The sequence below is a fragment of the Kaistia sp. MMO-174 genome (assembly GCF_037147815.1).
In the GTDB taxonomy this organism is placed as follows: domain Bacteria; phylum Pseudomonadota; class Alphaproteobacteria; order Rhizobiales; family Kaistiaceae; genus Kaistia; species Kaistia nematophila.
On the sequence record NZ_JBBCUO010000005.1, the window covers coordinates 207140 to 228164 of the forward strand.

Below are 21025 nucleotides of genomic sequence, written 5' to 3' on the forward strand. Positions count from 1 at the left end.
TGCTTGCCTCGGCCTTTGTCGGCCCTAGGCAAACACGCGGACCGTAACCATTTAGTCAAGCCGGACAGATTCATAAATGTTAGAGGAGACTGCCCCCATTCGCCGTCCGTTCAAAGCGCAGGAGCCCACCAAGGATGGGCCGCGTATCAACCGCGAAATCCGTGGTGTCCGTGAAGTTCAGTTGATCGGAGAGGACGGCCAGAACATCGGCGTCACTTCGATTCAGGATGCGCTGGCCGCTGCCCAGGAAGCGGGCCTCGATCTCGTCGAGATCGCGCCGAATTCCGAGCCCCCGGTCTGCAAGATCCTCGATTTCGGCCGCTTCAAGTACCAGACCCAGAAGAAGGCGAACGAGGCTCGCAAGAACCAGAAGATCGTCGAAGTCAAAGAAATCAAGATGCGCCCCGCCATCGATGACCACGACTACGAGGTCAAGATGAAGGCGATCAAGCGCTTCTTCGAAGAGGGCGACAAGGTCAAGCTGACGCTCCGCTTCCGCGGCCGCGAAATGGCGCACCAGCACCTGGGCATGAAGCTGCTCGAGCGGGTTCGCGACGAGACCGCCGAGATTTCCAAGGTCGAGGCGGAGCCGAAGCTCGAAGGCCGCCAGATGATCATGGTTCTGGCCCCGCGCTGAGCGCTTGGCCACCCGGGCGATCGACCCTTGGGGTCGGCGTCACGGATTTGGCAAGTCGGCGGGCCGGAATCATCGGCCCGCCCTTGCCACGTCGGTTTCCGCCCGCTATAGATCCGCCGTTTCCGAGCCGCCCGGCGCGGGGAACGCCAATTCGTTGGCGATATTCCTCAGGGCATGCCGCGTCGGCTCACGAATGCTTCCATGCCGAAGCGACCATTGGAACGCTCCTCGCAAGACGGGCGCTGTGGTCTGCATCCCGGCAGCATGATTAAGGATGAGCAAAATGCCCAAGTTGAAGACCAAGAGCGGCGCGAAGAAGCGCTTCAAGCTCACCGGTACCGGACGCGTCAAGGCAGGCCAGGCTGGCAAGCGCCATGGCATGATCAAGCGCACCGCCAAGTTTGTCCGCAATGCACGCGGCACCACCGTGCTTTCGGATGCGGATGCCAAGATCGTCAAGCAGTTCCTGAACGGCTGAACCGTCCCCCTTACCTGGAGTTTGAACCATGTCGCGAGTTAAGCGGGGCGTAACGTCTCACGCCAAGCACAAGAAGATCCTGAAGCGCGCCAAGGGCTTCTACGGTCGCCGCAAGAATACCATCCGGACCGCCAAGGCAGCCGTCGACAAGGCCGCCCAGTACGCGTTCCGTGACCGCAAGGCCAAGAAGCGCAATTTCCGCGCTCTCTGGATCCAGCGCATCAACGCCGCCGTCCGCGAAGTCGCCGAGGGCCTGACCTACAGCCGATTTATCGACGGCCTCGCAAAGGCTGGTATCGAAGTCGACCGCAAGGTTCTGGCCGAACTGGCGATCAGCCAGCCGGCAGCCTTCAAGGCGCTGGTCGATCAGGCTCAGGGCGCCCTCAAGGCCGCCTGAGTTGGGCAGGCCGCCTTCGGGCGGCCTCCCGCCGGACTTTCCGGGGCCGGAACGCAATCGCGCCGCCGCCGCTTGAATGTGGCTGCGGCGTTTGGCGTGATCCGGCGAGCATTCCTCTTCGGATCGAACTGACGATGATCCGGCGCCGCACGGGCGCCCATGAGGAATGACATGTCCGATCTCGAACTTCTCGAACGCGACATCCACGCGGCCATCGACGGCGCTTCCGACGAAGCGGCGATCGAGACGGTTCGCGTCGCCGCCCTTGGCAAGAAGGGCTCCGTCTCCGAACTGCTGAAGGGCCTCGGCGCGATGACGCCGGACGAGCGCAAGGTCATGGGACCGGCGCTGAACGGCCTGCGCGATCGCGTCACGGAAGCCCTGAGCGCCCGCCGCGCCACGCTGAAGGAAGCCGGCCTCGCCGCCCGCCTCGCCTCGGAAGCGGTCGACGTCACGCTGCCGCTCCGGCCGAGCCCGCTCGAGCAGGGCCGCATCCATCCCGTCTCCCAGGTGATCGACGAGATCACGGCGATCTTCGGCGACCTCGGCTTCGCCGTCGCCGAGGGGCCGGATATCGAGACCGACCACTACAATTTCACCGCGCTGAACTTCCCCGTCGGCCATCCGGCGCGCGAGATGCACGACACCTTCTTCTTCAATCCGGACGAGAAGGGCGAGCGGCTGCTGCTGCGCACCCACACCTCGCCGGTGCAGATGCGCACGATGGAGAGCCAGAAGCCGCCGATCCGCATCATCGCGCCCGGCCGCACGTATCGCTGCGACAGCGACCAGACCCACACGCCGATGTTCCACCAGGTCGAGGGCCTGGTGATCGACACGTCGAGCCATATCGGCCATCTGAAGTGGCTGCTGGAGGAGTTCTGCCGCGCCTTCTTCGAGGTCGAGAAGGTCGAGATGCGCATGCGCCCGTCCTTCTTCCCGTTCACCGAGCCGTCGATGGAAGTCGACATCCGCTGCAAGCGGGTCGGCAACGAGGTCCGCTTCGGCGAGGGCGACGACTGGCTGGAGATCCTCGGCTGCGGCATGGTTCACCCGAACGTCATCCGCTTCGCCGGCCTCGACCCCGACGTCTATCAGGGCTTCGCCTTCGGCATGGGTATCGACCGCATCGCCATGCTGAAATACGGCATGCCGGACCTGCGCGCCTTCTTCGACGCCGATCAGCGCTGGCTGAATCATTACGGCTTCCGTCCGCTGGACCTGCCGACGCTCGTCGGCGGCCTGAGCTCGTAAGGAAAGACCCATGAAATTCACGCTTTCCTGGCTCAAGGAGCATCTTGAGACCAATGCCTCGCTCGACGAGATCACCGATGCGCTGACCCGCGTCGGCCTCGAGGTCGAGGACGTCGAGGACAAGGCGAAGCTGCTCGCCCCGTTCACCATCGCCTATGTCGTCTCGGCGGTTCAGCACCCGAACGCCGACCGCCTGCGCGTCTGCATGGTCGACACCGGCTCGGGCGATCCGGTGCAGGTCGTCTGCGGCGCGCCCAACGCCCGCGCCGGCATGAAGAGCGTCTTCTCGCCGGCCGGCACCTACATTCCCGGCAAGGACATCACTTTGACCGTCGGCACCATTCGCGGCGTCGAGAGCCGCGGCATGCTGTGCTCGGCCGCCGAGCTGGAGCTGTCGGAAGACCATGACGGCATCATCGAGCTGCCGGCCGATGCGCCGGTGGGCATGGGCTATGCCGAATGGGCGGGCCTCGGCGACCCCGTCATCGACATCGCGATCACGCCGAACCGCCCGGATTGCCTCGGAATCCATGGCGTCGCCCGTGACCTGGCGGCGGCCGGCCTCGGTACGCTCAGGGATCGTTCGGTCGCCCCGGTCGAGGGCAAGTTCCCCTCGCCGGTCAGCGTGAAGTTCGAGTTCGGCGACACGCCGGCGCTGTCGCCCGCCTTCGCGCTGCGCCTGGTGCGCGGCGTGAAGAATGGTCCGTCGCCGGAATGGATGCAGCGCCAGCTGCGCGCCATCGGCCTGCGCCCGATCAATGCGCTCGTCGACATCACCAACTTCCTGACCTTCGACCGCGGCCGCCCGCTGCACGTCTTCGACGCCGCCAAGGTCAAGGGCGACCTCGTCGTGCGTCGCGCCAGGGAGGGCGAGACCCTGCTCGCGCTAGATGGCAAGACCTACGCGCTCGATCCGTCGATCTGCGTGATTTCGGATGACAACGGTCTCGAGTCGCTCGGCGGCATCATGGGCGGCGAAGCCTCCGGCTGCTCCGACGACACGGTCGACGTGCTGATCGAGTCGGCGCTCTGGGAGCCGCTCAACATCGCCCAGACCGGCCGCAAGCTCGGCATCAACTCGGACGCGCGCTATCGCTTCGAGCGCGGCGTCGATCCGGCCTTCATGGTGCCCGGCATCGAGCTGGCGACGCGGCTGGTGCAGGAGATCTGCGGCGGCGAGGCCAGCGAGGTCGTCGTCACAGGCAGCGTGCCGGAGCGCCACCTGACGATCGCCTTCCCGATCGCCGAGGTGAAGCGTCTCGCCGGCATCGATCCGACCGAGGACGAGATCCGCACCGTGCTGACGGCGCTCGGCTTCACCGTTTCGGGCAGCGCGCCGTCGCTCTCCGTCGGTGTGCCGTCCTGGCGCCCGGATGTCGACGGCAAGGCTGACCTGGTCGAGGAAGTGATGCGCATCCTCGGCGTCGACCGCGTGCCGTCGACGCCGCTGCCGAAGTCGGAAAACGTCACCAAGCCGGTGCTCACCCTGGCGCAGACCCGCACCCGCCGCGCGAAGCGGGCGCTGGCGGCGCGCGGCCTCGTCGAGGCCGTCACCTGGTCGTTCGTCGCCAAGCCGGTGGCAGAGGCCTTCGGCGGCGGCAAGCCCGAGCTGGCGCTGGCGAACCCGATCTCGGCCGACATGTCCGACATGCGCCCGAGCCTGCTGCCCGGCCTGCTGCTGGCCTCGCAGCGCAATGCCGACCGCGGCACGGCGGATCTCGCCCTGTTCGAGGTCGGCCAGATCTTCCGCGGCACAAAGCCGTCCGACCAGCTGACCGCCGCTACCGGCATCCGTCGCCTGAGCGCGACGGTGAACGGCGCCGGCCGCCACTGGCAGGGCAAGGCGCCGGCGGTTTCCGTCTATGACGCCAAGGCGGATGCGCTCGCCCTCCTGGACGCCCTCGGCGCGCAGGTGGAGAAATTCCAGATCGTCGCCGGCGCGCCCGGATGGTTCCATCCCGGCCGCTCCGGCACGATCCAGCTCGGGCCGCAGAACGTCATCGGCTGGTTCGGCGAGCTGCACCCCTCCGTGCTGGACAAGCTCGACGTCGCGGGGCCGCTGGTTGGCTTCGAGATTCTCCTCGACGCCATTCCCGCGCCGCGCGCGCGCCCGACCAAGACGAAGCCGCCGCTCGAGCTGGTGCCCTACCAGCCGGTGACGCGCGACTTCGCCTTCGTGGTGGATCGCAAGGTGGAAGCGGCGAAGCTGGTCAAGGCGGCGCAGGGCGCCGACAAGGCGCTGATCTCCAATGTGTCGGTGTTCGACGTGTTCGAGGGCGCGTCGCTTGGCGCCGACAAGAAGTCGATCGCCATCGAAGTGACGCTGCGGCCGACGCAGAAGACGCTCACCGACGAAGAGATCGAGGCGGTGGCGGCCAAGATCGTCGCCCAGGTCTCCAAGGCGACGCAGGGTGTGCTGCGCTCCTGACGGCTCGCGCGGATTTGATGAAGAAAGGGCCGTCCGGATCCGATCCGGGCGGCCCTTTTCTTTGCGAGGTGGCCCTGAAACGCAAAAGGCACCGGATCCTCCCGGTTGGGAGAATCCGATGCCCGGCATCGGTCGTTCGTCTCGGCGGCGCCCGCGCCCCGTCGGGGGAGGCCGGCGGGGTGGGGAGCCGGGCAGGAGCCTAGTGGAGGCTCACCGCTTCGAGGTCGTTTTCATGGGCGTTCATGACCACGGCATCGCGGCTGTCGGAAATCATCAGCGGCGTGCCGCGCGCGTCGAGCAGGGCCCAGAACTTCTGGCCGGCGGCGATTTCAGGCGCGTCGGGGAAGAGGTCCCGGATGTTCTCGGACTTGACCGCCTTGACGTAGGCGATCTGACCGTTGCCGAGGCCAGCGAGGCTCTCCGGCGAAATGGCGAAACGTGTAGCAGACATCATTATTCTCCTCATCATCGAGCGAGAGGACCGGCGACCCTCAGTCGCGAACGCCGATCTCGATCTTGCGCACCACCCGCTCCGGCGTCGGCCGGGCGAGATCGATGGCAAGCAGTCCATCTTTCAACTCCGCCGAGATGATCTCGATCCCGTCGGCCAGCACGAAGGTCTTCTGGAACTGTCGTGCCGCGATGCCGCGATGAAGGTAGATCCGCTCGCGGTCGTCCTGCTGGCGGCCGCGGATGACGAGCTGATTTTCTTCCACGGTCACTTCGAGCGCCTCGCGGGAGAAGCCGGCCACGGCCAGCGTGATGCGAAGGCACTCGTCGCGCGCGCCACTTTTGGTGACCCGCTCGATATTATACGGCGGGTAGCCGTCTCCGGATGCTTTCGCGACCCGATCGAGAGCTCGCTCGATCTCGTCGAATCCGAGAAGCAACGGACTGGAGAACGCAGAAACGCGCGACATCCACAAAGTCCTTTCACTAAGCGACCTTGTCACCGGACCCTCTGAAGAGGCATCCGACGGGAACCATCCCGTGATCCCAATATGGTCGTGCCGGTCGGCGGCTTCAAGAACATCGGCAGCCGACCTGTTAACGGCGGGTTGCCGCAGCCGCGGCGCGCCGGTTTGCGCCGCGAATGGCCGGATTGCGGCGCCGCCCGCCGGAGAGAGAACGTCCGCCGGCTAGGGTCTCTCCCATGTGCCGGAGCGCTCGGAGCGGAACAGCGCGTCGAGTACCGCCATATTGGCGAGCGCGTCGTCGAGCCCGAATTGCCACGGCCCCGTCCCGCGCACCGCGCGCGAAAACGCCTCGACCTGCAGGGCGTATTGGTCGACCGGCGGGAAGACGATCGACTCGACCGGCTGGCCGGGGCCGTGCAGGTCGAGCAGGATGCGCGACTTCTCGTCGGTCGGCGCCGAAAAGGGTGTCTCCATCTCGATCCGGCCTTCCGTGCCGATGATGCCGACGCGCTGGTGGCGGAAGGCCTGGGTCGAGATCGTCGCCGAGAACTGCCTCCCCTCGCCGAAATCGGCCAGGATCGAGGTGGTGCGGTCGGTCAGCATCGCCGGGTCGCGGTCTATGAGGGCGAGCACGCGCAGCGGCTCGGAACCGAAGATCAGGCGGGCCGAGGCGATCGCATAGCAGCCGATATCGAGGATGGCGCCGCCGCCGGTTTCCGGCCGGTTGCGGATATTGGCGGGGTCAACATTCAGGAAGGCGAAGAAAGTCTGCACCGCGCGGACCTTGCCGATCCGTCCCGAGGCGAGGATCTTCCGCACCTCGTGCCATTGCGGGTGATGGCGAATCATGAAGGCCTCGCCGATCAGCACGCCGGGCGGCGCGGCCTTCAGGCGGAGCGCGTCGGCGAGATCGAGGCCGATCGGCTTTTCGCAGAGCACATGCTTGCCCTTCGCCGTGGCGGCGAGCGTCGTCTCGACATGCAGGTTGTTCGGCAGCGCGTTGTAGATGGCATCGATCTCGGGATCGTCGATCAGTTCCTGGTAGGAGCCATAGGCCTTCGGGATGTCGAAGGCGGCGGCGAAATTGCGGGCGTTGTCGAGGCTGCGCGAGGCGACGGCCGCGACCCGTGACGACGGGCTCTTCAGCAGCGACGGCACGACGCGCTGACGCGCGATCCGCGCCGTGCTCAATATGCCCCAGCGCACCGGATCGGTCGCGGGTTCGCCTGGCAGATTGGTCATCGGTTGCGTTCCTTCGTCCCTATGGCCTTCCGGCTGTGACCTGCGTCATTGCAGAAGACGACATGCTTCGCTAGGAAAACGCAAACGCTTCCGGAATTTGAGGTTTTTCTGCCATGACGATCCGCCTGCATCGTGGCGACCTGCCCGATCTGTCGAACTACGGCGCATCGGTCGCGATCGATACCGAGACGCTGGGTCTGAACCCGCATCGCGACCGTCTCTGCGTGGTGCAGCTTTCGCCCGGCGACGGCACCGCCGACGTCGTGCAGATCGCGCGCGGCCAGCGCGAGGCGCCCAACCTCGTCAAGCTGCTGACCGACCCGGGCGTGACCAAGATCTTCCATTTCGCCCGCTTCGACGTCGCCGTCCTCGGCCATGCCTTCGGCATCACCGTCAATCCGGTCTATTGCACCAAGATCGCCTCGCGGCTGACCCGCACCTATACCGACCGGCACGGCCTGAAGGATCTGGTGAAGGAACTGCTCGACGTCGATCTTTCCAAGCAGCAGCAAAGCTCCGACTGGGCGGCCGAAAAGCTCAGCGAGGCGCAGCTCGCCTATGCCGCCTCCGATGTTCTTTATCTGCATGGGTTGAAGACGCGGCTCGACGAGCGCCTTGCCCGCGAAAACCGCGCCGAACTGGCCGAAGCCTGCTTCCGTTTCCTGCCGACCCGCGCCGAGCTCGATCTTGCAGGCTGGGCGGAACAGGATATCTTCGCGCATTCCTGACCGCGCGCGGCGACGTTGCGTCGCGCCTTGGTTTGCGCCGCTAAGTATCCATATTGCTGACGCAGGCTGCCGGCCGCGGCAGCGAGACTTGAAAGAGCGGAGAGCGCATGAGAGCGTCGACTGACCCGACCTGGTCAGCAGGAGGCCGCGGTTCCCATGTGGATCCGCGCCAGGGCGTCGACGCGCGTTATCGCGCCGCCATGCGGCACAGCCGCCTGGTCCGCATCCTGAAGATCGCCCTGCCGACGGTCAGCGTGCTGGCGGCCGGCGCCTTCTTCCTGTTCACCTATTTCGCGCCGAGCCTGCCGGAAGGCGTCGCCTTCGGTTCGATCGACGTCACCAACAACGCCGTGGTGATGGAGAACCCGCACGTTTCGGGCTTCACCAACAATGGCCGCGCCTACGAGCTGAAGGCCGACCGGGCCGAGCAGTCGCTGAAGGACACCAAGGTCGTCACCCTGCAGCGGATCGGCGCGACGATCGGCATGGACAATGACGACACGGCCAAGGTGGTCGCCACCACCGGCACCTACTACGCCGACAAGCAGCGCCTGTTCCTCGACAAGTCGATCACGCTTTCGACCTCGACCGGCATCGCCGGCAAGCTGGAAAACGCCGATATCGACATGAAGGCCGGCACGATGCGATCCGACCAGCCGATCGATTTCACCGCCCAGGGCAGCCGGATCCAGGCCAACAGCGTTGAAGTGCAGGATCGCGGCAAACGTATTCTGTTCAGGAACGGGGTAAAGGTGACATACTCGGCTCCTGCAACCCATTCTGCCGACTCGCCTTCCCCGCAGCCCGCAGCACCTTCGGTGATCGAATGACAAGACTGTCCCACCGCCTCGTCTTTGCACTCGCCTTCCTGCCGCTGGCGCTTGGCGCCGTCGAGGCGCGCGCGCAGGCCAATGCCGACCTGTTCAAGGGATTCCAGACCGGCCAGAAGGGCCCGGTCAATGTCGAGGCGGATTCGCTCGACGTGGTGGAGAAGGACGGTCAGCGCATCTCGACCTTTACCGGCAATGTCACCGTGACGCGCGGCGACAGCGTGCTGAAGGCCGGCAAGATCTCGATCTTCTCGGCCGGCTCCAAGACCGCGCCGAAGGACGGCAAGCCGGCCGACGCCGCCGATGGCAAGAGCGCCGATGGCAAGTCGGCCGATGGCGCGGCGAAGCCCGCCGCCGCCAACAAGGAAGCCTCTCAGCTCGAGGGCACGCTGCCGGGCGCCGGCAGCTTCACCCGCATCGAGGCGACCGGCAAGGTCTACGTCAACTCCGGCCAGCAGACCGCGACCGGCGACACCGCCGTCGTCGACATGGTCGGCAAGCTGGTGACGCTGACCGGCAATGTCGTGCTGAGCCAGGGCCCCAACGTCATCACCGGCGACAAGCTGACCTGGGACATGACGACGGGCCGCGCCCGCGTCGACCAGAAGCCGGGCGCTCGCATCCGCGGCATCTTCACGCCGGGCTCGGCCCCGGGCAAGACGCCCTAGCGCGTCAGGCCTGAGGCCGCGCACCATGCGCCGGCCTGAGGCGAGGTGTCGGATTGACGCCTCGGATCCCCTCTGGGATCGTCCCGATGACAGAAGCAGCCGGCAGCGCCGGGGCAGTGAACGGAGCGCCGGTCATTTTTTCGAGCCTTTTCAGGAGCCGGGAACCGGCAGTGGCTGATATCGCCGCCCGTCGTGGCGCCGAACCGCAGGTAACCCGCTACGCCCAGGATGCCGGCGGACCCGGCTGGCTGGTCGCCCATGGCCTCGGCAAGAGCTATCGCCGCCGCCGCGTCGTCAATTCCGCCAGCCTCGCCGTGGCGCGGGGGGAGGCGGTCGGCCTGCTCGGCCCCAACGGCGCCGGCAAGACGACGATCTTCTACATGATCACCGGCCTGGTGCAGGCCGATCACGGCCGCATCGAGCTCGACGGCAACGACGTCACCCAATTGCCGATGTATCGCCGCGCCCGCCTCGGCATCGGCTACCTGCCGCAGGAAACCTCGATCTTCCGCGGCATGACGGTCGAGCAGAACATCAAGGCCGTGCTGGAGGTCGTCGAGCCCGATCGCCACCGGCGCGAGGAAGAGCTCGATTCGCTTCTCGCCGAGTTCCACATCAGCCATCTTCGCAAATCGCCGGCAATCGCCCTTTCCGGCGGCGAGCGGCGCCGCTGCGAGATCGCCCGCGCGCTCGCCAGCCGTCCGACCTTCATGCTTCTCGACGAACCGTTCGCCGGCATTGATCCGATCGCGGTCGGCGACATTCAGACGCTGGTGCGCCACCTGACCCAGCGCGGCATCGGCGTGCTGATCACCGATCACAATGTTCGCGAAACGCTGGGTCTGATCGACCGCGCCTACATCATCCATGCCGGCGAAGTGCTCATGGAAGGCCGTCCGGAGGACATCGTCGCCAGCCCGGACGTGCGTCGTCTCTATCTCGGAGAGCAGTTTACGCTTTGAAGCCGGCGCGGCTTGCGATACCAAGGGGTGAACCAAGCAAGTCTTGGGCCACCAGGCCGGGAGGCCGGTGGCCATAAGGCAAAAAAGCCTTGGACCACACTCCGGGATACGCTGCCGAAGAATGGCTCTTTCACAAAAACTCCTGCTCCGGCAGAGCCAGTCCCTCGTGATGACGCCGCAGCTGATGCAAGCCATCAAGCTGCTTCAGCTCTCCAATCTCGACCTGGTCGCCTATGTCGATGCCGAACTCGAGCGCAATCCGCTGCTCGAGCGCGACGACCGCGATGACGCAACCGGCTTCACGCTCCCGGCCGAGGGCGCCTCCGACGCCGCCGAGGACCGCGCGCTCGCGGCGGATGTCGCCGAGGAGCGGCCGGACTGGCTGGAGACCCGCCTGGAGGTCTCGCCGGACGCGATCGCCGAGCGGCTCGACACCGACCTCGCCAACGTGTTTCCCGACGATCACGGCGCCCCGGCTGGCGAAGCGGCGGGCCTGCCGCCGGTCGATCCCTGGTCGACGCCCTCCGATCGCCACGCCGTCAGCAGCGACGACTACAATCTCGAAGCCTTCGTCGCCGAGGAGCGGTCGCTCGCGGCGTTGCTGGGCGACCAGCTCGGCCTTGCCGTCACCGATCCGGGCCTCCGCCTGATCGGCCAGGCGCTGATCGACGAGATCGACGAGGCCGGCTACATGCGCGCCAGCCTGGAGGCTGTCGCCAGCCGCCTCGGCGCGCCGCTGGAGCAGGTCGAGGATGCGCTCGCCATCCTGCAGACCTTCGAGCCGACCGGCATTGCCGCCCGCGACCTCGCGGATTGCCTCGCGATCCAGCTGCGCGAGCGCGGACGCCTCGATGCGGTGATGAAGACGCTGATCGGCCATCTCGACCTGGTCGCCCGGCGCGACATGAGCGGGCTGAAGCGGCTCTGCGGCATCGGCGATGAGGACCTGGCCGAGCGGCTGCGCCTGCTGCGCACGCTCGATCCGAAGCCGGGCAGCGCCTTCGGATCGGCGCCGATCCATCCCGTCGTGCCGGATGTGGTCGTGCGCGCGGCGCCGGACGGCAGCTGGCGGATCGAGCTCAACACCGACACGCTGCCGCGCGTGCTGGTCAACCAGAGCTATTATTCCAAGGTCGCGCGCCGTTCCAAGGGCGAGGACCGCACCTATCTGAGCGAGTGCCTGCAGACGGCGAACTGGCTGGTGAAGAGCCTCGACCAGCGGGCCCGCACCATCCTGAAGGTCGCGACCGAGATCGTGCGCCAGCAGGATGCCTTCCTGGCGCATGGCGTGGCCCATCTGCGGCCTTTGAACCTGAAGACGGTCGCCGAGGCGATCGCCATGCACGAGTCGACCGTCTCGCGCGTCACCTCGAACAAGTACATGGCGACGCCGCGCGGCGTGTTCGAGCTCAAATATTTCTTCACCGCCTCGATCGCTTCCTCCGAGGGCGGCGAGGCGCATTCGGCCGAGGCCGTCCGCCACCGCATCAAGGCGCTGATCGACGCCGAGACACCGGATGATGTTCTTTCCGACGATACGCTGGTCAAGATGCTGCGTGACTCGGGGATCGACATCGCGCGCCGGACGGTCGCCAAGTACCGCGAAGCCCTGAGGATTCCGTCATCGGTCCAGCGTCGTCGTGAAAAGCAGGCGGTCGCCGCCTGCTAAAGTTTAGACGGCTGCCCTTGCCTTGGGCTCGACGGATGACCAAGTCCAAGACATGATGGCTGTTGCCGGGGCGTGTTTCTTGACTTCCCGGCATGCTGTCACTAGAAGGGCGCGGCGCCGAAGGCGGCCGAGGCCTTGGAGCCGGAACGCCAACGGCTCGAAGTCGGCAGGCCTTGGTGACGCCGGAAAGCACGTGCCCGACGGGGCTGCTTCACGCGGGAGCGCGAAGCGAGCCTCGGTTCGCAACGACGACCAAGGGGTACGAGAAGTCCATGTCTCTGCGCATCTCCGGTAAGAACATCGAAGTCAGCGACGCCTATCGCACGCATGTGGAGGGCCGGGTCGGCGACGCCATCGGCAAATATTTCTCCGGCGGCTTTTCGGGTCGCGTGGTTCTGGAGCGGGATGGAACCGGCTATCGCGTCGATTGCGCCTTGCATCTCGACAGCGGGGCGGATCTGCATGCCGAGGGACGGGGTCATGAGATCTATCCGACATTCGACCAGGCCGCCGATCGCATCGAGAAGCAGCTGCGGCGCTACAAGCGCAAGCTGAAGGACCATCATCCGCGCAATGGCGCGGCCGATATCGACGCCAACTACACCGTCCTGGCGGCAACGCCGGACGAGGACGAGGAGCTGGCGGCGGACTACAAGCCGATGGTGATCGCCGAGGAAACCAAGGCGCTGCGGACGATGTCCGTATCCGGCGCCGTGATGGCGATGGACCTGGCAGAATCGCAGGTCGTCGTGTTCCGGCATGCCGGACATGGCGGCGTGAACATCGTGTACCGCCGGCGCGACGGCAATATCGGGTGGATCGACCCGGCGCAGGGCGGCAAGGGGGATTCCGTCGCCAGCTGATTCCGCGTAAGCTTGGAATCGAGATTTCGGCGCGCTCGGGGAGCGCGCCGAAACGACGGGTCTTGGACCGAAGGTTTGAACCGAGGCATTTTTGAACCAAGTCATGGACCTCAGTGATCTCATCAGCCAGGACGCCATCGTCCCGGCCCTGAAGGCCAACAGCAAGAAGCAGGCACTTCAGGAACTGGCCGAAAAGGCCGCGAAACTGACCGGTCTCGACGAACGGCAGATCTTCGATACCCTGTTGCAGCGCGAGCGCCTCGGCTCGACCGGCGTCGGCAACGGCATCGCGATCCCGCACGGCAAGCTGCCGGCGCTGACCCGCATCCATGGCGTTTTCGCCCGCCTTCCCAAGCCGATCGACTTCGAATCGCTCGACGACCAGCCCGTCGACCTGATCTTCCTGCTGCTGGCGCCGGAAAACGCCGGCGCGGACCATCTGAAGGCGCTCGCCCGCATCGCGCGTCTGCTGCGCGAGCCTGGGCTCGCCAACAAGCTGCGCGCCTCCGGCGACCAGTCGGCGCTCTATGCCGTGCTGACCGAGAGCGCCGCCGCGCCGGTCAGCGCCTCGGGCTGAGGCCGGCCGCGGGCCCGTTTTGCCGCCATTGCGCAAGCGAGGCTGACGAACCCCCGAAACTCAGGCTAGACTGCGCGGATACCGAATCCGGCGCATCCGGGGGCCCGCAATGAAGATCGCGCATTGTCTTGTCGTCGCGCTGGCGCTGCTCGTTTCCAGCGCCGGCTCCGGCGCGGCCGAGACCGGGCAGACGCTGGAAGACGCGTTTCGCGGCCAGGCGACCGGCGTCGGCCGCTTCAAGAGCCGGCTCGCCGGCGTCGACCGCGGCTTCGTCGTCACCACGAGCGGGCGCGGCAGCGGCGGCCATTTCGTGCTCGACCAGGCCTTTCGTTTCGACAATGGCGCGCTCGACCGCCGCACCTGGCGCTTCAAGAAGACCGGCCCGAACACCTATATCGGCACACGCGAGGACGTCGTCGGCACCGCCAAGGTGCGGGTCGATGACGATGTCATTCGCATGTCCTACGACCTGATCACGCGCGGCAAGAACGGCAGCAAGCTGCAGCTTCATTTCGAGGATACGATCCGCCGCTCCGGCCGCGACACCATCGTCAACAACGGCGTCATCTCCATGCTCGGCATGACCGTCGGGTCGGTCGACGTCGCCTTCAAGCGGCAGCCGCTGCGCAGGCGCGGCAGGCAGGGCGTCGAGGAACTGGCGCGGCAATAGCCGACCGGCCGTCGATCCGTCAGACGAGCGCCATCAGCCCGGCGCGCAGGAGATCGGCCACGCCCTCGCCGAGCGGCGCCTCGACCTCCGCATGCATGCGCTGCCAGATCGGCACGGCGGCCGTGAGCGCCGCGCGGCCGGCGTCGGTCAGCGTCAGCAGGCGGCTGCGCCGGTCCTGCGGGTCGATGGCGGTCTCCAGCAGTCCCTGCCGCTCCAGCGGCTTCAGATTGGCCGTCAGCGTTGTCCGGTCCATGGCGAGCAGTGACGCCACCGAACCGATCGACGGCGGCACGGGCCGGTTCAGCGACATCAGCAGCGAGAACTGGCCGCTGGTCAGTCCGGCCGGCCGCAATGCTTCGTCGAAGCGGCGCGCCAGGGCGCGGGCGGCGCGCTGGGCGGCCAGGCAGAGGCAGTGATCGCGGACATGCAGCGTGGTCGAAAAGGGTACAGGGCCGGAATTTGACATGCTCTTTTTATGTTGATATCAACTTAAATTGTCAAGTGAACAATCCGTCCAGGAAGCCGTTGTCCCGCATTGTCTGCCACGGCATGGCAGGCGGCGCGGGACGAGCGGAGGAGAGCCCGCCAGGCGGGACCAAGGAGGAGACGCCATGACCTATGTCGAGGGATTCGTGGTGGCCGTGCCGGCCGCCAACAAGGAAGCCTACCGCAAGCATGCCGCCGAGGCCGCCGCCTTCATTCGGGATAGCGGCGCGACCCGCATGGTCGAGACCTGGGGCGACGAGGTGCCCGACGGCAAGCTCACCGATTTCAAGGGCGCCGTGCAGGCGAAGCCGGATGAGGTCGTTGTCTTCTCCTGGTTCGAATATCCGGATCGCGCAACCCGCGACGCCGCCAATGAGAAGATGATGAACGACCCGCGCATGAAGGAGATGGCGGCCAGCATGCCCTTCGATGGCCAGCGCATGATCTTCGGCGGGTTCGAGGCCCTTCTGGTCGAGCAGGGCGGGGGCGGCGGGACCGGCTATGTCGACGGCGCGCTGATCGCCGTGCCCGGCGCCAACAAGGAGGCCTATCGCGCCATGGCGGCGAAGACGGCGCCGATCCTGCGCGAATATGGCGCGACGCGGGTGGTCGAGACCTGGGGCGACGACGTGCCGGAGGGCAAGGTTACGGATTTCCGTCGCGCCGTGAAGGCGACCGGGGACGAGAAGATCGTCTATTCCTGGATCGAATGGCCGTCCAAGGCGGCGCGCGCCGAGGGATGGCAGAAGGCGATGGCCGATCCGCGCATGCAGTTCGACATGCCCTTCGACGGCCAGCGCATGATCTTCGGCGGCTTCGCGCCGATCCTCGACGAAGCCTGGTCCTGACGAGGCTCGTCGCCGCTACGGGGCGAGCCAGTCGTCGTAGTCCGACACCAGCAGGTGCATCGGCGGCTCGTCTTCCTCGATCTCGGCGAAGCGGCCGACCGGATCGGCGAAGATGTTGTCGGTGCGGTCGTCGTTGACGGTCGATACCTCGCCGATCAGCACGTCGGCGCCCTCGGCCCAGAAAGAATGCCAGATGCCGGGCGTCAGCGTGATGCTCTCGCCTGGCTCGAGCTTCAGCTTGCCGCCGGCGGCGAGGCTGCGCTCGACGCCATCGGTCATCACCGTGACGCCGGCCTTGCGGTCGAGGCTGCCGGCCGCGTCGGAGGCGAAGAGTTCGAGCGTCAGCCTGCCGCCGCCGCGATTGATGATGTCCTCGCCCTTGATGACGTGGCGGTGCATCGGCGTCACCTGGTCCTGCCGGGCGATCATGATCTTCTCGGCATAGAGCAGGCCGCGGCCGGTCGCGAGGTCGGCCGCGTTGCCGTTGCGGACGGTGAACAGGAACAGGCCGAGCGCGTCGAAATCGCCGGCGCCGAAATCCGTGATGTCCCAGCCGAGCCGCGCGTCGAGGATGCCGGGCGCCTGCGCCTTGCGGGCGCGCAGCTCTTCCGGCGTCCAGTAGGCGAAGGGGGGCAGCACATAGCCGAACGAGCGGATGAACTCGTCCCCCTGCAGCATGATTTCATTGATCCGCGAGCGCTTCATTCCGGTCTCCTCCACCGTCGTCGCCTTGGGAGGGCCAGACTAGGCCCTGGCGCGCGAATGCGGAAGATGATCCGGACGGCCGAGAGCGACCTCGTGGCACAGCCGGATCGGGGAACCGGGGGAGGGCCCCCGGGGCCGGCCTCAGCGCGGAAAAATCCGCCAGCGATGCGGACGGAAGGCGACCTGGCCGCCGGGCAGGCGGGTGTGGTCGACCGCCATGTCGATCTCGACGCGGTGCTTCTCCGCGCCGACCTCGAGCTCGAGCCGGCGGGCGCCGCCATGCCGGCGCTCGGTGACGATCGTGCCGATGACGGCCGGGCTGCCATCCGTGACGATCGTCACGTCATGCGGCCGGAAGCCGAGGGTGGCCGCGCCGGTCGGCGCGCCGAGCGCGGCGAGGTCGAGCGGCTGGCCGTCGAGCTGCACGGCGCCGTCGACGACGGTGACCGGCAGGAACGAGGATTCGCCGATGAACTCGAACACGAACGGGCTCGCCGGCGCGTCATAGATCTCGTCCGGCGTGCCGACCTGCTCGATCCGACCCTTCGACATGACGACGACGCGGTCGGCGAGCTCGAGCGCCTCCTCCTGGTCGTGGGTGACGAAGAAGGTGGTGTGGCCGGTCCGGTCGTGGATTTCGCGCAGCCAGCGGCGGAGATCCTTGCGCACCTGCGCGTCGAGCGCGCCGAAGGGCTCGTCGAGCAGCAGCACGCGCGGCTCGATGGCGAGCGCGCGGGCGAGCGCCACGCGCTGGCGCTGGCCGCCGGAGAGCTGCGAGGGATAGCGCTTGTCGAGGCCGGAGAGCTGGACGAGGTCGAGCAAATGCAGCACGCGCTTGCGGATCTCGGCCTTGGGCGGCCGCTCGCCGCGCGGCCGCACCGTCAGGCCGAAGGCGATGTTGTCGAACACCGTCATGTGGCGGAACAGCGCGTAATGCTGGAACACGAAGCCGACATTGCGGTCCTGCACCGAGAGGCCGAGCGCGTCGTCGCCGCCGAACAGGACGCGGCCGGCAGTCGGCGCGTCGAGGCCGGCTAGGATCCGGAGCAGCGTCGTTTTGCCGGAGCCGGAGGGCCCGAGCAGCGCCACCAGTTCGCCGGCCTTGACGTCGAGCGAGACGCCGTGCAGGGCCGGCGTATCGCCAAAGGCCTTCTGAACGTTCTCGATGGTGACGTCGATGGGCGCGCCGAGGGCCACCGAAGCACCCTTGTCGATCGGGGTGATCGCGTTCATTGCAGTTACCTCAGTGGCGGCGCGTCGCGGCGATCTCGTCGGCATAACGCCATTCCAAGACCGACTTGACGACCAGTGTAAAGAGGGCAAGCAGCGCCAGCAGCGAGGCTACGGCGAATGCGGCCGCGAAATTATACTCGTTGTAGAGAATCTCGACATGCAGCGGCATGGTGTTGGTCAGGCCGCGAATGTGGCCGGAGACCACCGAGACGGCGCCGAACTCGCCCATGGCGCGGGCGTTGCAGAGCAGCACGCCATAGAGCAGCGCCCATTTGACGTTCGGTAGCGTGACGCGGAAGAACACCTGCCAGCCGGAGGCGCCGAGCGACAGCGCCGCTTCCTCGTCGCCGCGGCCCTGTTCCTCCATCAGCGGGATCAGCTCGCGCGCCACGAAGGGGAAGGTGACGAAGATCGTCGCCAGCACGATGCCCGGCACGGCGAAGATGATCTGGATGCCCTCGCTCTTCAGCCACGGCCCGATCAGGCTCTGCGAGCCGAACATCAGGATGTAGATCAGGCCGGCGATGACGGGGGAGACCGAGAAGGGCAGGTCGATCAGCGTGTTGAGCAGGCTCTTGCCCTTGAAGTCGAACTTGGCGATCGCCCAGGAGGCGGCGAGGCCGAAGACGAGGTTGCACGGCACCGAGATCGCCGCGACCAGCAGGGTCAGCCGGATGGCGGCCGCCGCGTCGGGTTCGAAGATCGCTTCCCAGAAGGCCGGCAGGCCGCCGCGGAACGCCTCGACGAAGACGGCGACGACCGGCAGCACGAGGAACAGGCCGAGAAAGGCCAGCGACAGCAGGATCAGCCCGACGCGGACGCGCTTGCGCTCCATCGTCACCGGGCGGAAATGGATCGCCGAAGCGCCCGGCAGGCGGGCGGTGGTGAAGGCTCCGTCAGACATCGCCATATCTCCGCCGGTTCCAGGCCTGCAGCAGGTTGATCGCCAGCAGGATCAGGAAGGACGCGATCAGCATCAGCACGGCGATCGTCGTGGCGCCGGAATAGGAGAATTCCTCCAGCTTGATGACGATCAGCAGCGGCGCGATCTCCGTCTTGTAGGGGCTGTTGCCGGCGATGAAGATCACCGAGCCATATTCGCCGACGGCCCGCGCGAAGGCGAGCGCGAAGCCGGTCAGCAGCGCCGGCAGCAGCGCCGGCATGACGACGCGGCGCACCGTCTGGCGCCGGTTCGCGCCGAGCGTCGCTGCCACTTCCTCGACCTCGCGGTTCAGGTCCTCCAGCACCGGCTGCACGCTGCGCACGACGAAGGGCAGGCCGATGAAGATCAGCGCGATGATGATGCCGGTCTCGCTATAGGCGATGCGGATGCCGAGCGGCTGCAGCCAGGCGCCGATCCAGCCGTTCGGCGCATAGAGCGTCGTCAGCGCGATGCCGGCGACGGCGGTGGGCAGCGCGAAGGGCAGGTCGATGACGGCGTCGATCAGGCGGCGGCCGGGAAAATCGTAGCGGACCAGGATCCAGGCGAGGATCATGCCGAAGACGAGATTGACCAGCGCGGCCAGGAACGAGGTGGTGAAGGAGAGCCGCAGCGCCGCGAGCGTGCGCGGGTCGGTGGTGATGCGGATGAACTCGTCGAGGCCGCCGCTCGCCGAGCGCCAGAACAGGCCGGCGAGCGGGATCAGCACGATCAGGCCGAGATAGGTCAAAGTGACGCCGAGCGCCAACCCGAAACCCGGGATGACGCTCGACTTCCTGACCGTTGCGATGGTCGTGGCGGCCATCTTTGTCCGTTCAGTTCGGCTTGTAGATCTGGTCGAAGATGCCGCCGTCGCCGAAATGCTCCGGCTGGACCTTGGCCCATCCGCCGAATTGCGGATCGTCGATCGAGACGAGGTCGATCTTCGGGAAGCGTTTCAGCAATTCGGCGTCGACCGTTTCCGGCTTGGACGGGCGGTAGAAGTTCTTGGCGGCGATGGTCTGGCCCTCGGGCGAATAGAGATAGTCGAGATAGGCCTGCGCCGCCTTGCGGGTGCCCTTGGCGTCGACATTGCCGTCGACCAGCGCCACCGGCGGTTCGGCGAGGATCGAGAGCGGCGGCACGACGATGTCGAACTTGTCGGGACCGAGCTCCTCGAGCGCCAGGAACGCCTCGTTCTCCCAGGCGAGCAGCACGTCGCCGATGCCGCGCTGGGCGAAGGTGGTGGTCGAGCCGCGCGCGCCGGTATCGAGCACGGGCACGTGCTTGAACAGGGTCGAGACGAATTCCTTGGTCTTGGCCTCGTCATTGCCGAACGCCTTGTTGGCGTAGGCCCAGGCCGCGAGGTAGTTCCAGCGGGCGCCGCCCGAGGTCTTCGGGTTCGGCGTGATCACCTCGACGCCGTCCTTGATCAGGTCGCCCCAGTCGTTGATCGCCTTCGGGTTGCCCTTGCGGACGAGGAAGACGATGGTCGAGGTGTAGGGCGAGGAATTGTGCGGCAGGCGGCCGCGCCAGTCGGCCGGGATCTTGCCGGTCGCCTTGGCGATGGCGTCGATGTCGGCCTCCAGCGCCAGCGTCACGACGTCGGCGTCGAGGCCGTCGATGACCGAGCGGGCCTGCTTGCCGGAGCCGCCATGCGACTGCTGGATGGTGGCCGTCTCGCCGGTCTCCGCCTTCCAGTGCTTGGCGAAGGCGGCGTTGTAGGCCTTGTAGAGCTCACGGGTGGGGTCGTAGCTGACGTTCAGCAGCGCCACGTCGGCCAGCGCCGGCGTCACAACCATCGCGGCGCCGGCGACCAGGGCGGCAAGCGCGGGTCGAAGGCGGCGGACAAGCGAGGATATCGGTCGGACCATCGTGTGCTCCCTGATCGATGATCCCACTATCTCGACATAGGCGCTCGACAATTTCAAACCACGGGACGCCTTCTGTTAGAGCCGTTCTAGAAAATCCTTCCTAGATCCGCCCCTCAGCAGAAACGATGTCGCGGGAGTTGTCCAGATCCGCCGCGCCGGCCTCATCGATCAGCGCGTCGGCCAGCGTCGTCGCCTCGAAGGCCTGGAGCTGGGTCTCGTACGGGCCGGCGAACATCCGCCGCACGGCGCAGGCGGCCTCGTCGGGGCAATCGGCGCAGGGCTGGTAGGCGGTGCGGGAAATGCAGGAAAGCGGTGCGATCGGGCCGTCGATGGCGCGCAGCACCTGGCCGATCGTCACGTCGCCGGGCTGCTTGATCATGACATAGCCGCCGGCCCGGCCGCGCCGGCTGGCGATGATGCCGCGATGCTTCAGGTCGAGCAGGATGTGCTCGAGGAACTTGCGCGGAACGCCGGCCTCGCGTGCGATGTCGTCGATCTGGGTCGTCTCGCCCTGGGGCTGCCTGGCAAGATGGATCAGCGCCTTGAACGCGTATTTGGCCTTCTGCGAAATCATCCGAGATCCAGCAATTCTGATGCGCCAGGTGCGACGCTTTCCGTGTCATAGCGGATCGGCGCGCGG

Annotated in this window: 24 protein-coding genes; 14 read left to right on the forward strand and 10 right to left on the reverse strand. The window is 66.8% G+C overall.

The window, feature by feature from the left end:
• Nucleotides 1-97: 97 nt before the first annotated feature.
• From infC to pheT, 5 genes are all read left to right on the forward strand, one after another.
• Complete coding sequence (gene infC / locus WFK98_RS18820; protein WP_266337350.1) at nt 98-637, forward strand: translation initiation factor IF-3; 540 nt, start codon at nt 98-100, stop codon at nt 635-637.
• 283 nt (nt 638-920) lie between these two features.
• Nucleotides 921-1115, forward strand: a complete 195-nt coding sequence (gene rpmI, locus WFK98_RS18825; protein WP_201401663.1) for a 50S ribosomal protein L35 — start codon at nt 921-923, stop codon at nt 1113-1115.
• Between the two features lie 28 nt (nt 1116-1143).
• Nucleotides 1144-1512 carry a 50S ribosomal protein L20 gene (gene rplT, locus WFK98_RS18830; RefSeq protein ID WP_266336727.1) on the forward strand — a complete coding sequence of 123 codons (369 nt, stop codon included), beginning with the start codon at nt 1144-1146 and terminating at the stop codon, nt 1510-1512.
• A 171-nt stretch (nt 1513-1683) separates the two neighbouring features.
• Entirely contained in the window at nt 1684-2766 is a 1083-nt protein-coding gene (gene pheS / locus WFK98_RS18835; protein WP_266336728.1) for a phenylalanine--tRNA ligase subunit alpha, read from the forward strand.
• Between the two features lie 10 nt (nt 2767-2776).
• Nucleotides 2777-5194: a phenylalanine--tRNA ligase subunit beta gene (gene pheT, locus WFK98_RS18840; protein WP_336801297.1), complete on the forward strand. Its 2418-nt coding sequence runs from the start codon at nt 2777-2779 to the stop codon at nt 5192-5194.
• A gap of 199 nt (nt 5195-5393) precedes the next feature.
• On the opposite strand, the gene WFK98_RS18845 is transcribed toward pheT, so the two are convergent.
• From WFK98_RS18845 to WFK98_RS18855, 3 genes are all read right to left on the reverse strand, one after another.
• Nucleotides 5394-5645 carry a DUF1150 domain-containing protein gene (locus WFK98_RS18845; RefSeq protein ID WP_266336730.1) on the reverse strand — a complete coding sequence of 84 codons (252 nt, stop codon included), beginning with the start codon at nt 5643-5645 and terminating at the stop codon, nt 5394-5396.
• A gap of 40 nt (nt 5646-5685) precedes the next feature.
• Nucleotides 5686-6114, reverse strand: a complete 429-nt coding sequence (locus tag WFK98_RS18850) for an Hsp20 family protein (RefSeq protein ID WP_266336731.1) — start codon at nt 6112-6114, stop codon at nt 5686-5688.
• Nucleotides 6115-6333: 219 nt separating this feature from the next.
• Complete coding sequence (locus WFK98_RS18855) at nt 6334-7353, reverse strand: Gfo/Idh/MocA family protein (RefSeq protein WP_336801298.1); 1020 nt, start codon at nt 7351-7353, stop codon at nt 6334-6336.
• 113 nt (nt 7354-7466) lie between these two features.
• Here WFK98_RS18855 and WFK98_RS18860 point away from each other — a divergent pair, with 113 nt between their 5' ends.
• The 8 genes from WFK98_RS18860 to WFK98_RS18895 all read left to right on the forward strand — a co-directional run bounded on the left by WFK98_RS18860 (nt 7467) and on the right by WFK98_RS18895 (nt 14320).
• Entirely contained in the window at nt 7467-8081 is a 615-nt protein-coding gene (locus WFK98_RS18860; RefSeq protein ID WP_266336733.1) for a ribonuclease D, read from the forward strand.
• 107 nt (nt 8082-8188) lie between these two features.
• The gene (gene lptC, locus WFK98_RS18865) at nt 8189-8911 is read left to right on the forward strand and encodes an LPS export ABC transporter periplasmic protein LptC (RefSeq protein ID WP_266336734.1); all 723 of its coding nucleotides are present in this window, start codon (nt 8189-8191) and stop codon (nt 8909-8911) included.
• Nucleotides 8908-9579, forward strand: coding sequence for an LptA/OstA family protein (locus WFK98_RS18870; protein WP_336801299.1), 672 nt, complete (start codon nt 8908-8910; stop codon nt 9577-9579). Before lptC ends, WFK98_RS18870 begins: the two co-directional genes overlap by 4 nt.
• A gap of 35 nt (nt 9580-9614) precedes the next feature.
• Entirely contained in the window at nt 9615-10541 is a 927-nt protein-coding gene (gene lptB / locus WFK98_RS18875) for an LPS export ABC transporter ATP-binding protein (RefSeq protein WP_420909592.1), read from the forward strand.
• A 121-nt stretch (nt 10542-10662) separates the two neighbouring features.
• Nucleotides 10663-12210 carry an RNA polymerase factor sigma-54 gene (rpoN, locus tag WFK98_RS18880; protein ID WP_336801301.1) on the forward strand — a complete coding sequence of 516 codons (1548 nt, stop codon included), beginning with the start codon at nt 10663-10665 and terminating at the stop codon, nt 12208-12210.
• Nucleotides 12211-12482: 272 nt separating this feature from the next.
• Nucleotides 12483-13073 carry a ribosome hibernation-promoting factor, HPF/YfiA family gene (hpf, locus tag WFK98_RS18885; protein ID WP_266336738.1) on the forward strand — a complete coding sequence of 197 codons (591 nt, stop codon included), beginning with the start codon at nt 12483-12485 and terminating at the stop codon, nt 13071-13073.
• 103 nt (nt 13074-13176) lie between these two features.
• Nucleotides 13177-13650 (forward strand): PTS IIA-like nitrogen regulatory protein PtsN, encoded by a 474-nt coding sequence (gene ptsN / locus WFK98_RS18890; RefSeq protein WP_266336739.1) that lies wholly within the window; start codon nt 13177-13179, stop codon nt 13648-13650.
• Nucleotides 13651-13759: 109 nt separating this feature from the next.
• Nucleotides 13760-14320 (forward strand): DUF3833 family protein, encoded by a 561-nt coding sequence (locus WFK98_RS18895; RefSeq protein ID WP_336801302.1) that lies wholly within the window; start codon nt 13760-13762, stop codon nt 14318-14320.
• 19 nt (nt 14321-14339) lie between these two features.
• On the opposite strand, the gene WFK98_RS18900 is transcribed toward WFK98_RS18895, so the two are convergent.
• Nucleotides 14340-14786, reverse strand: a complete 447-nt coding sequence (locus WFK98_RS18900; protein WP_336801303.1) for a MarR family winged helix-turn-helix transcriptional regulator — start codon at nt 14784-14786, stop codon at nt 14340-14342.
• Nucleotides 14787-14931: 145 nt separating this feature from the next.
• Here WFK98_RS18900 and WFK98_RS18905 point away from each other — a divergent pair, with 145 nt between their 5' ends.
• The gene (locus tag WFK98_RS18905; RefSeq protein ID WP_266336742.1) at nt 14932-15654 is read left to right on the forward strand and encodes a DUF1428 domain-containing protein; all 723 of its coding nucleotides are present in this window, start codon (nt 14932-14934) and stop codon (nt 15652-15654) included.
• Nucleotides 15655-15669: 15 nt separating this feature from the next.
• Here the strand turns inward: WFK98_RS18905 and WFK98_RS18910 are convergent, their stop codons facing one another.
• The 6 genes from WFK98_RS18910 to WFK98_RS18935 form a co-directional block, all read right to left on the reverse strand.
• Entirely contained in the window at nt 15670-16359 is a 690-nt protein-coding gene (locus WFK98_RS18910; protein ID WP_336801304.1) for a D-lyxose/D-mannose family sugar isomerase, read from the reverse strand.
• 141 nt (nt 16360-16500) lie between these two features.
• Nucleotides 16501-17538 (reverse strand): sulfate/molybdate ABC transporter ATP-binding protein, encoded by a 1038-nt coding sequence (locus WFK98_RS18915; RefSeq protein WP_266337351.1) that lies wholly within the window; start codon nt 17536-17538, stop codon nt 16501-16503.
• Between the two features lie 64 nt (nt 17539-17602).
• The gene (gene cysW / locus WFK98_RS18920) at nt 17603-18427 is read right to left on the reverse strand and encodes a sulfate ABC transporter permease subunit CysW (RefSeq protein WP_336801568.1); all 825 of its coding nucleotides are present in this window, start codon (nt 18425-18427) and stop codon (nt 17603-17605) included.
• Nucleotides 18428-18488: 61 nt separating this feature from the next.
• Nucleotides 18489-19337, reverse strand: coding sequence for a sulfate ABC transporter permease subunit CysT (gene cysT / locus WFK98_RS18925; protein WP_266336744.1), 849 nt, complete (start codon nt 19335-19337; stop codon nt 18489-18491).
• A 10-nt stretch (nt 19338-19347) separates the two neighbouring features.
• Nucleotides 19348-20385, reverse strand: coding sequence for a sulfate ABC transporter substrate-binding protein (locus tag WFK98_RS18930; RefSeq protein ID WP_336801305.1), 1038 nt, complete (start codon nt 20383-20385; stop codon nt 19348-19350).
• 100 nt (nt 20386-20485) lie between these two features.
• The gene (locus tag WFK98_RS18935; RefSeq protein WP_266336745.1) at nt 20486-20959 is read right to left on the reverse strand and encodes an RrF2 family transcriptional regulator; all 474 of its coding nucleotides are present in this window, start codon (nt 20957-20959) and stop codon (nt 20486-20488) included.
• Nucleotides 20960-21025 lie beyond the last annotated feature (66 nt).

Coding starts and splice junctions, on each gene's coding strand:
- pheT (WP_336801297.1), top strand. CDS start 2,777: ATGAAATTCACGCTTTCCTGGCTCAAGGAGCATCTTGAGACCAATGCC.
- WFK98_RS18900 (WP_336801303.1), bottom strand. CDS start 14,786: ATGTCAAATTCCGGCCCTGTACCCTTTTCGACCACGCTGCATGTCCGC.
- WFK98_RS18935 (WP_266336745.1), bottom strand. CDS start 20,959: ATGATTTCGCAGAAGGCCAAATACGCGTTCAAGGCGCTGATCCATCTT.
- ptsN (WP_266336739.1), top strand. CDS start 13,177: ATGGACCTCAGTGATCTCATCAGCCAGGACGCCATCGTCCCGGCCCTG.
- WFK98_RS18860 (WP_266336733.1), top strand. CDS start 7,467: ATGACGATCCGCCTGCATCGTGGCGACCTGCCCGATCTGTCGAACTAC.
- WFK98_RS18845 (WP_266336730.1), bottom strand. CDS start 5,645: ATGTCTGCTACACGTTTCGCCATTTCGCCGGAGAGCCTCGCTGGCCTC.
- cysT (WP_266336744.1), bottom strand. CDS start 19,337: ATGGCCGCCACGACCATCGCAACGGTCAGGAAGTCGAGCGTCATCCCG.
- WFK98_RS18850 (WP_266336731.1), bottom strand. CDS start 6,114: ATGTCGCGCGTTTCTGCGTTCTCCAGTCCGTTGCTTCTCGGATTCGAC.
- WFK98_RS18930 (WP_336801305.1), bottom strand. CDS start 20,385: ATGGTCCGACCGATATCCTCGCTTGTCCGCCGCCTTCGACCCGCGCTT.
- WFK98_RS18870 (WP_336801299.1), top strand. CDS start 8,908: ATGACAAGACTGTCCCACCGCCTCGTCTTTGCACTCGCCTTCCTGCCG.
- WFK98_RS18855 (WP_336801298.1), bottom strand. CDS start 7,353: ATGACCAATCTGCCAGGCGAACCCGCGACCGATCCGGTGCGCTGGGGC.
- rpmI (WP_201401663.1), top strand. CDS start 921: ATGCCCAAGTTGAAGACCAAGAGCGGCGCGAAGAAGCGCTTCAAGCTC.
- rpoN (WP_336801301.1), top strand. CDS start 10,663: ATGGCTCTTTCACAAAAACTCCTGCTCCGGCAGAGCCAGTCCCTCGTG.
- WFK98_RS18905 (WP_266336742.1), top strand. CDS start 14,932: ATGACCTATGTCGAGGGATTCGTGGTGGCCGTGCCGGCCGCCAACAAG.
- cysW (WP_336801568.1), bottom strand. CDS start 18,427: ATGGAGCGCAAGCGCGTCCGCGTCGGGCTGATCCTGCTGTCGCTGGCC.
- WFK98_RS18895 (WP_336801302.1), top strand. CDS start 13,760: ATGAAGATCGCGCATTGTCTTGTCGTCGCGCTGGCGCTGCTCGTTTCC.
- rplT (WP_266336727.1), top strand. CDS start 1,144: ATGTCGCGAGTTAAGCGGGGCGTAACGTCTCACGCCAAGCACAAGAAG.
- hpf (WP_266336738.1), top strand. CDS start 12,483: ATGTCTCTGCGCATCTCCGGTAAGAACATCGAAGTCAGCGACGCCTAT.
- pheS (WP_266336728.1), top strand. CDS start 1,684: ATGTCCGATCTCGAACTTCTCGAACGCGACATCCACGCGGCCATCGAC.
- lptC (WP_266336734.1), top strand. CDS start 8,189: ATGAGAGCGTCGACTGACCCGACCTGGTCAGCAGGAGGCCGCGGTTCC.
- WFK98_RS18910 (WP_336801304.1), bottom strand. CDS start 16,359: ATGAAGCGCTCGCGGATCAATGAAATCATGCTGCAGGGGGACGAGTTC.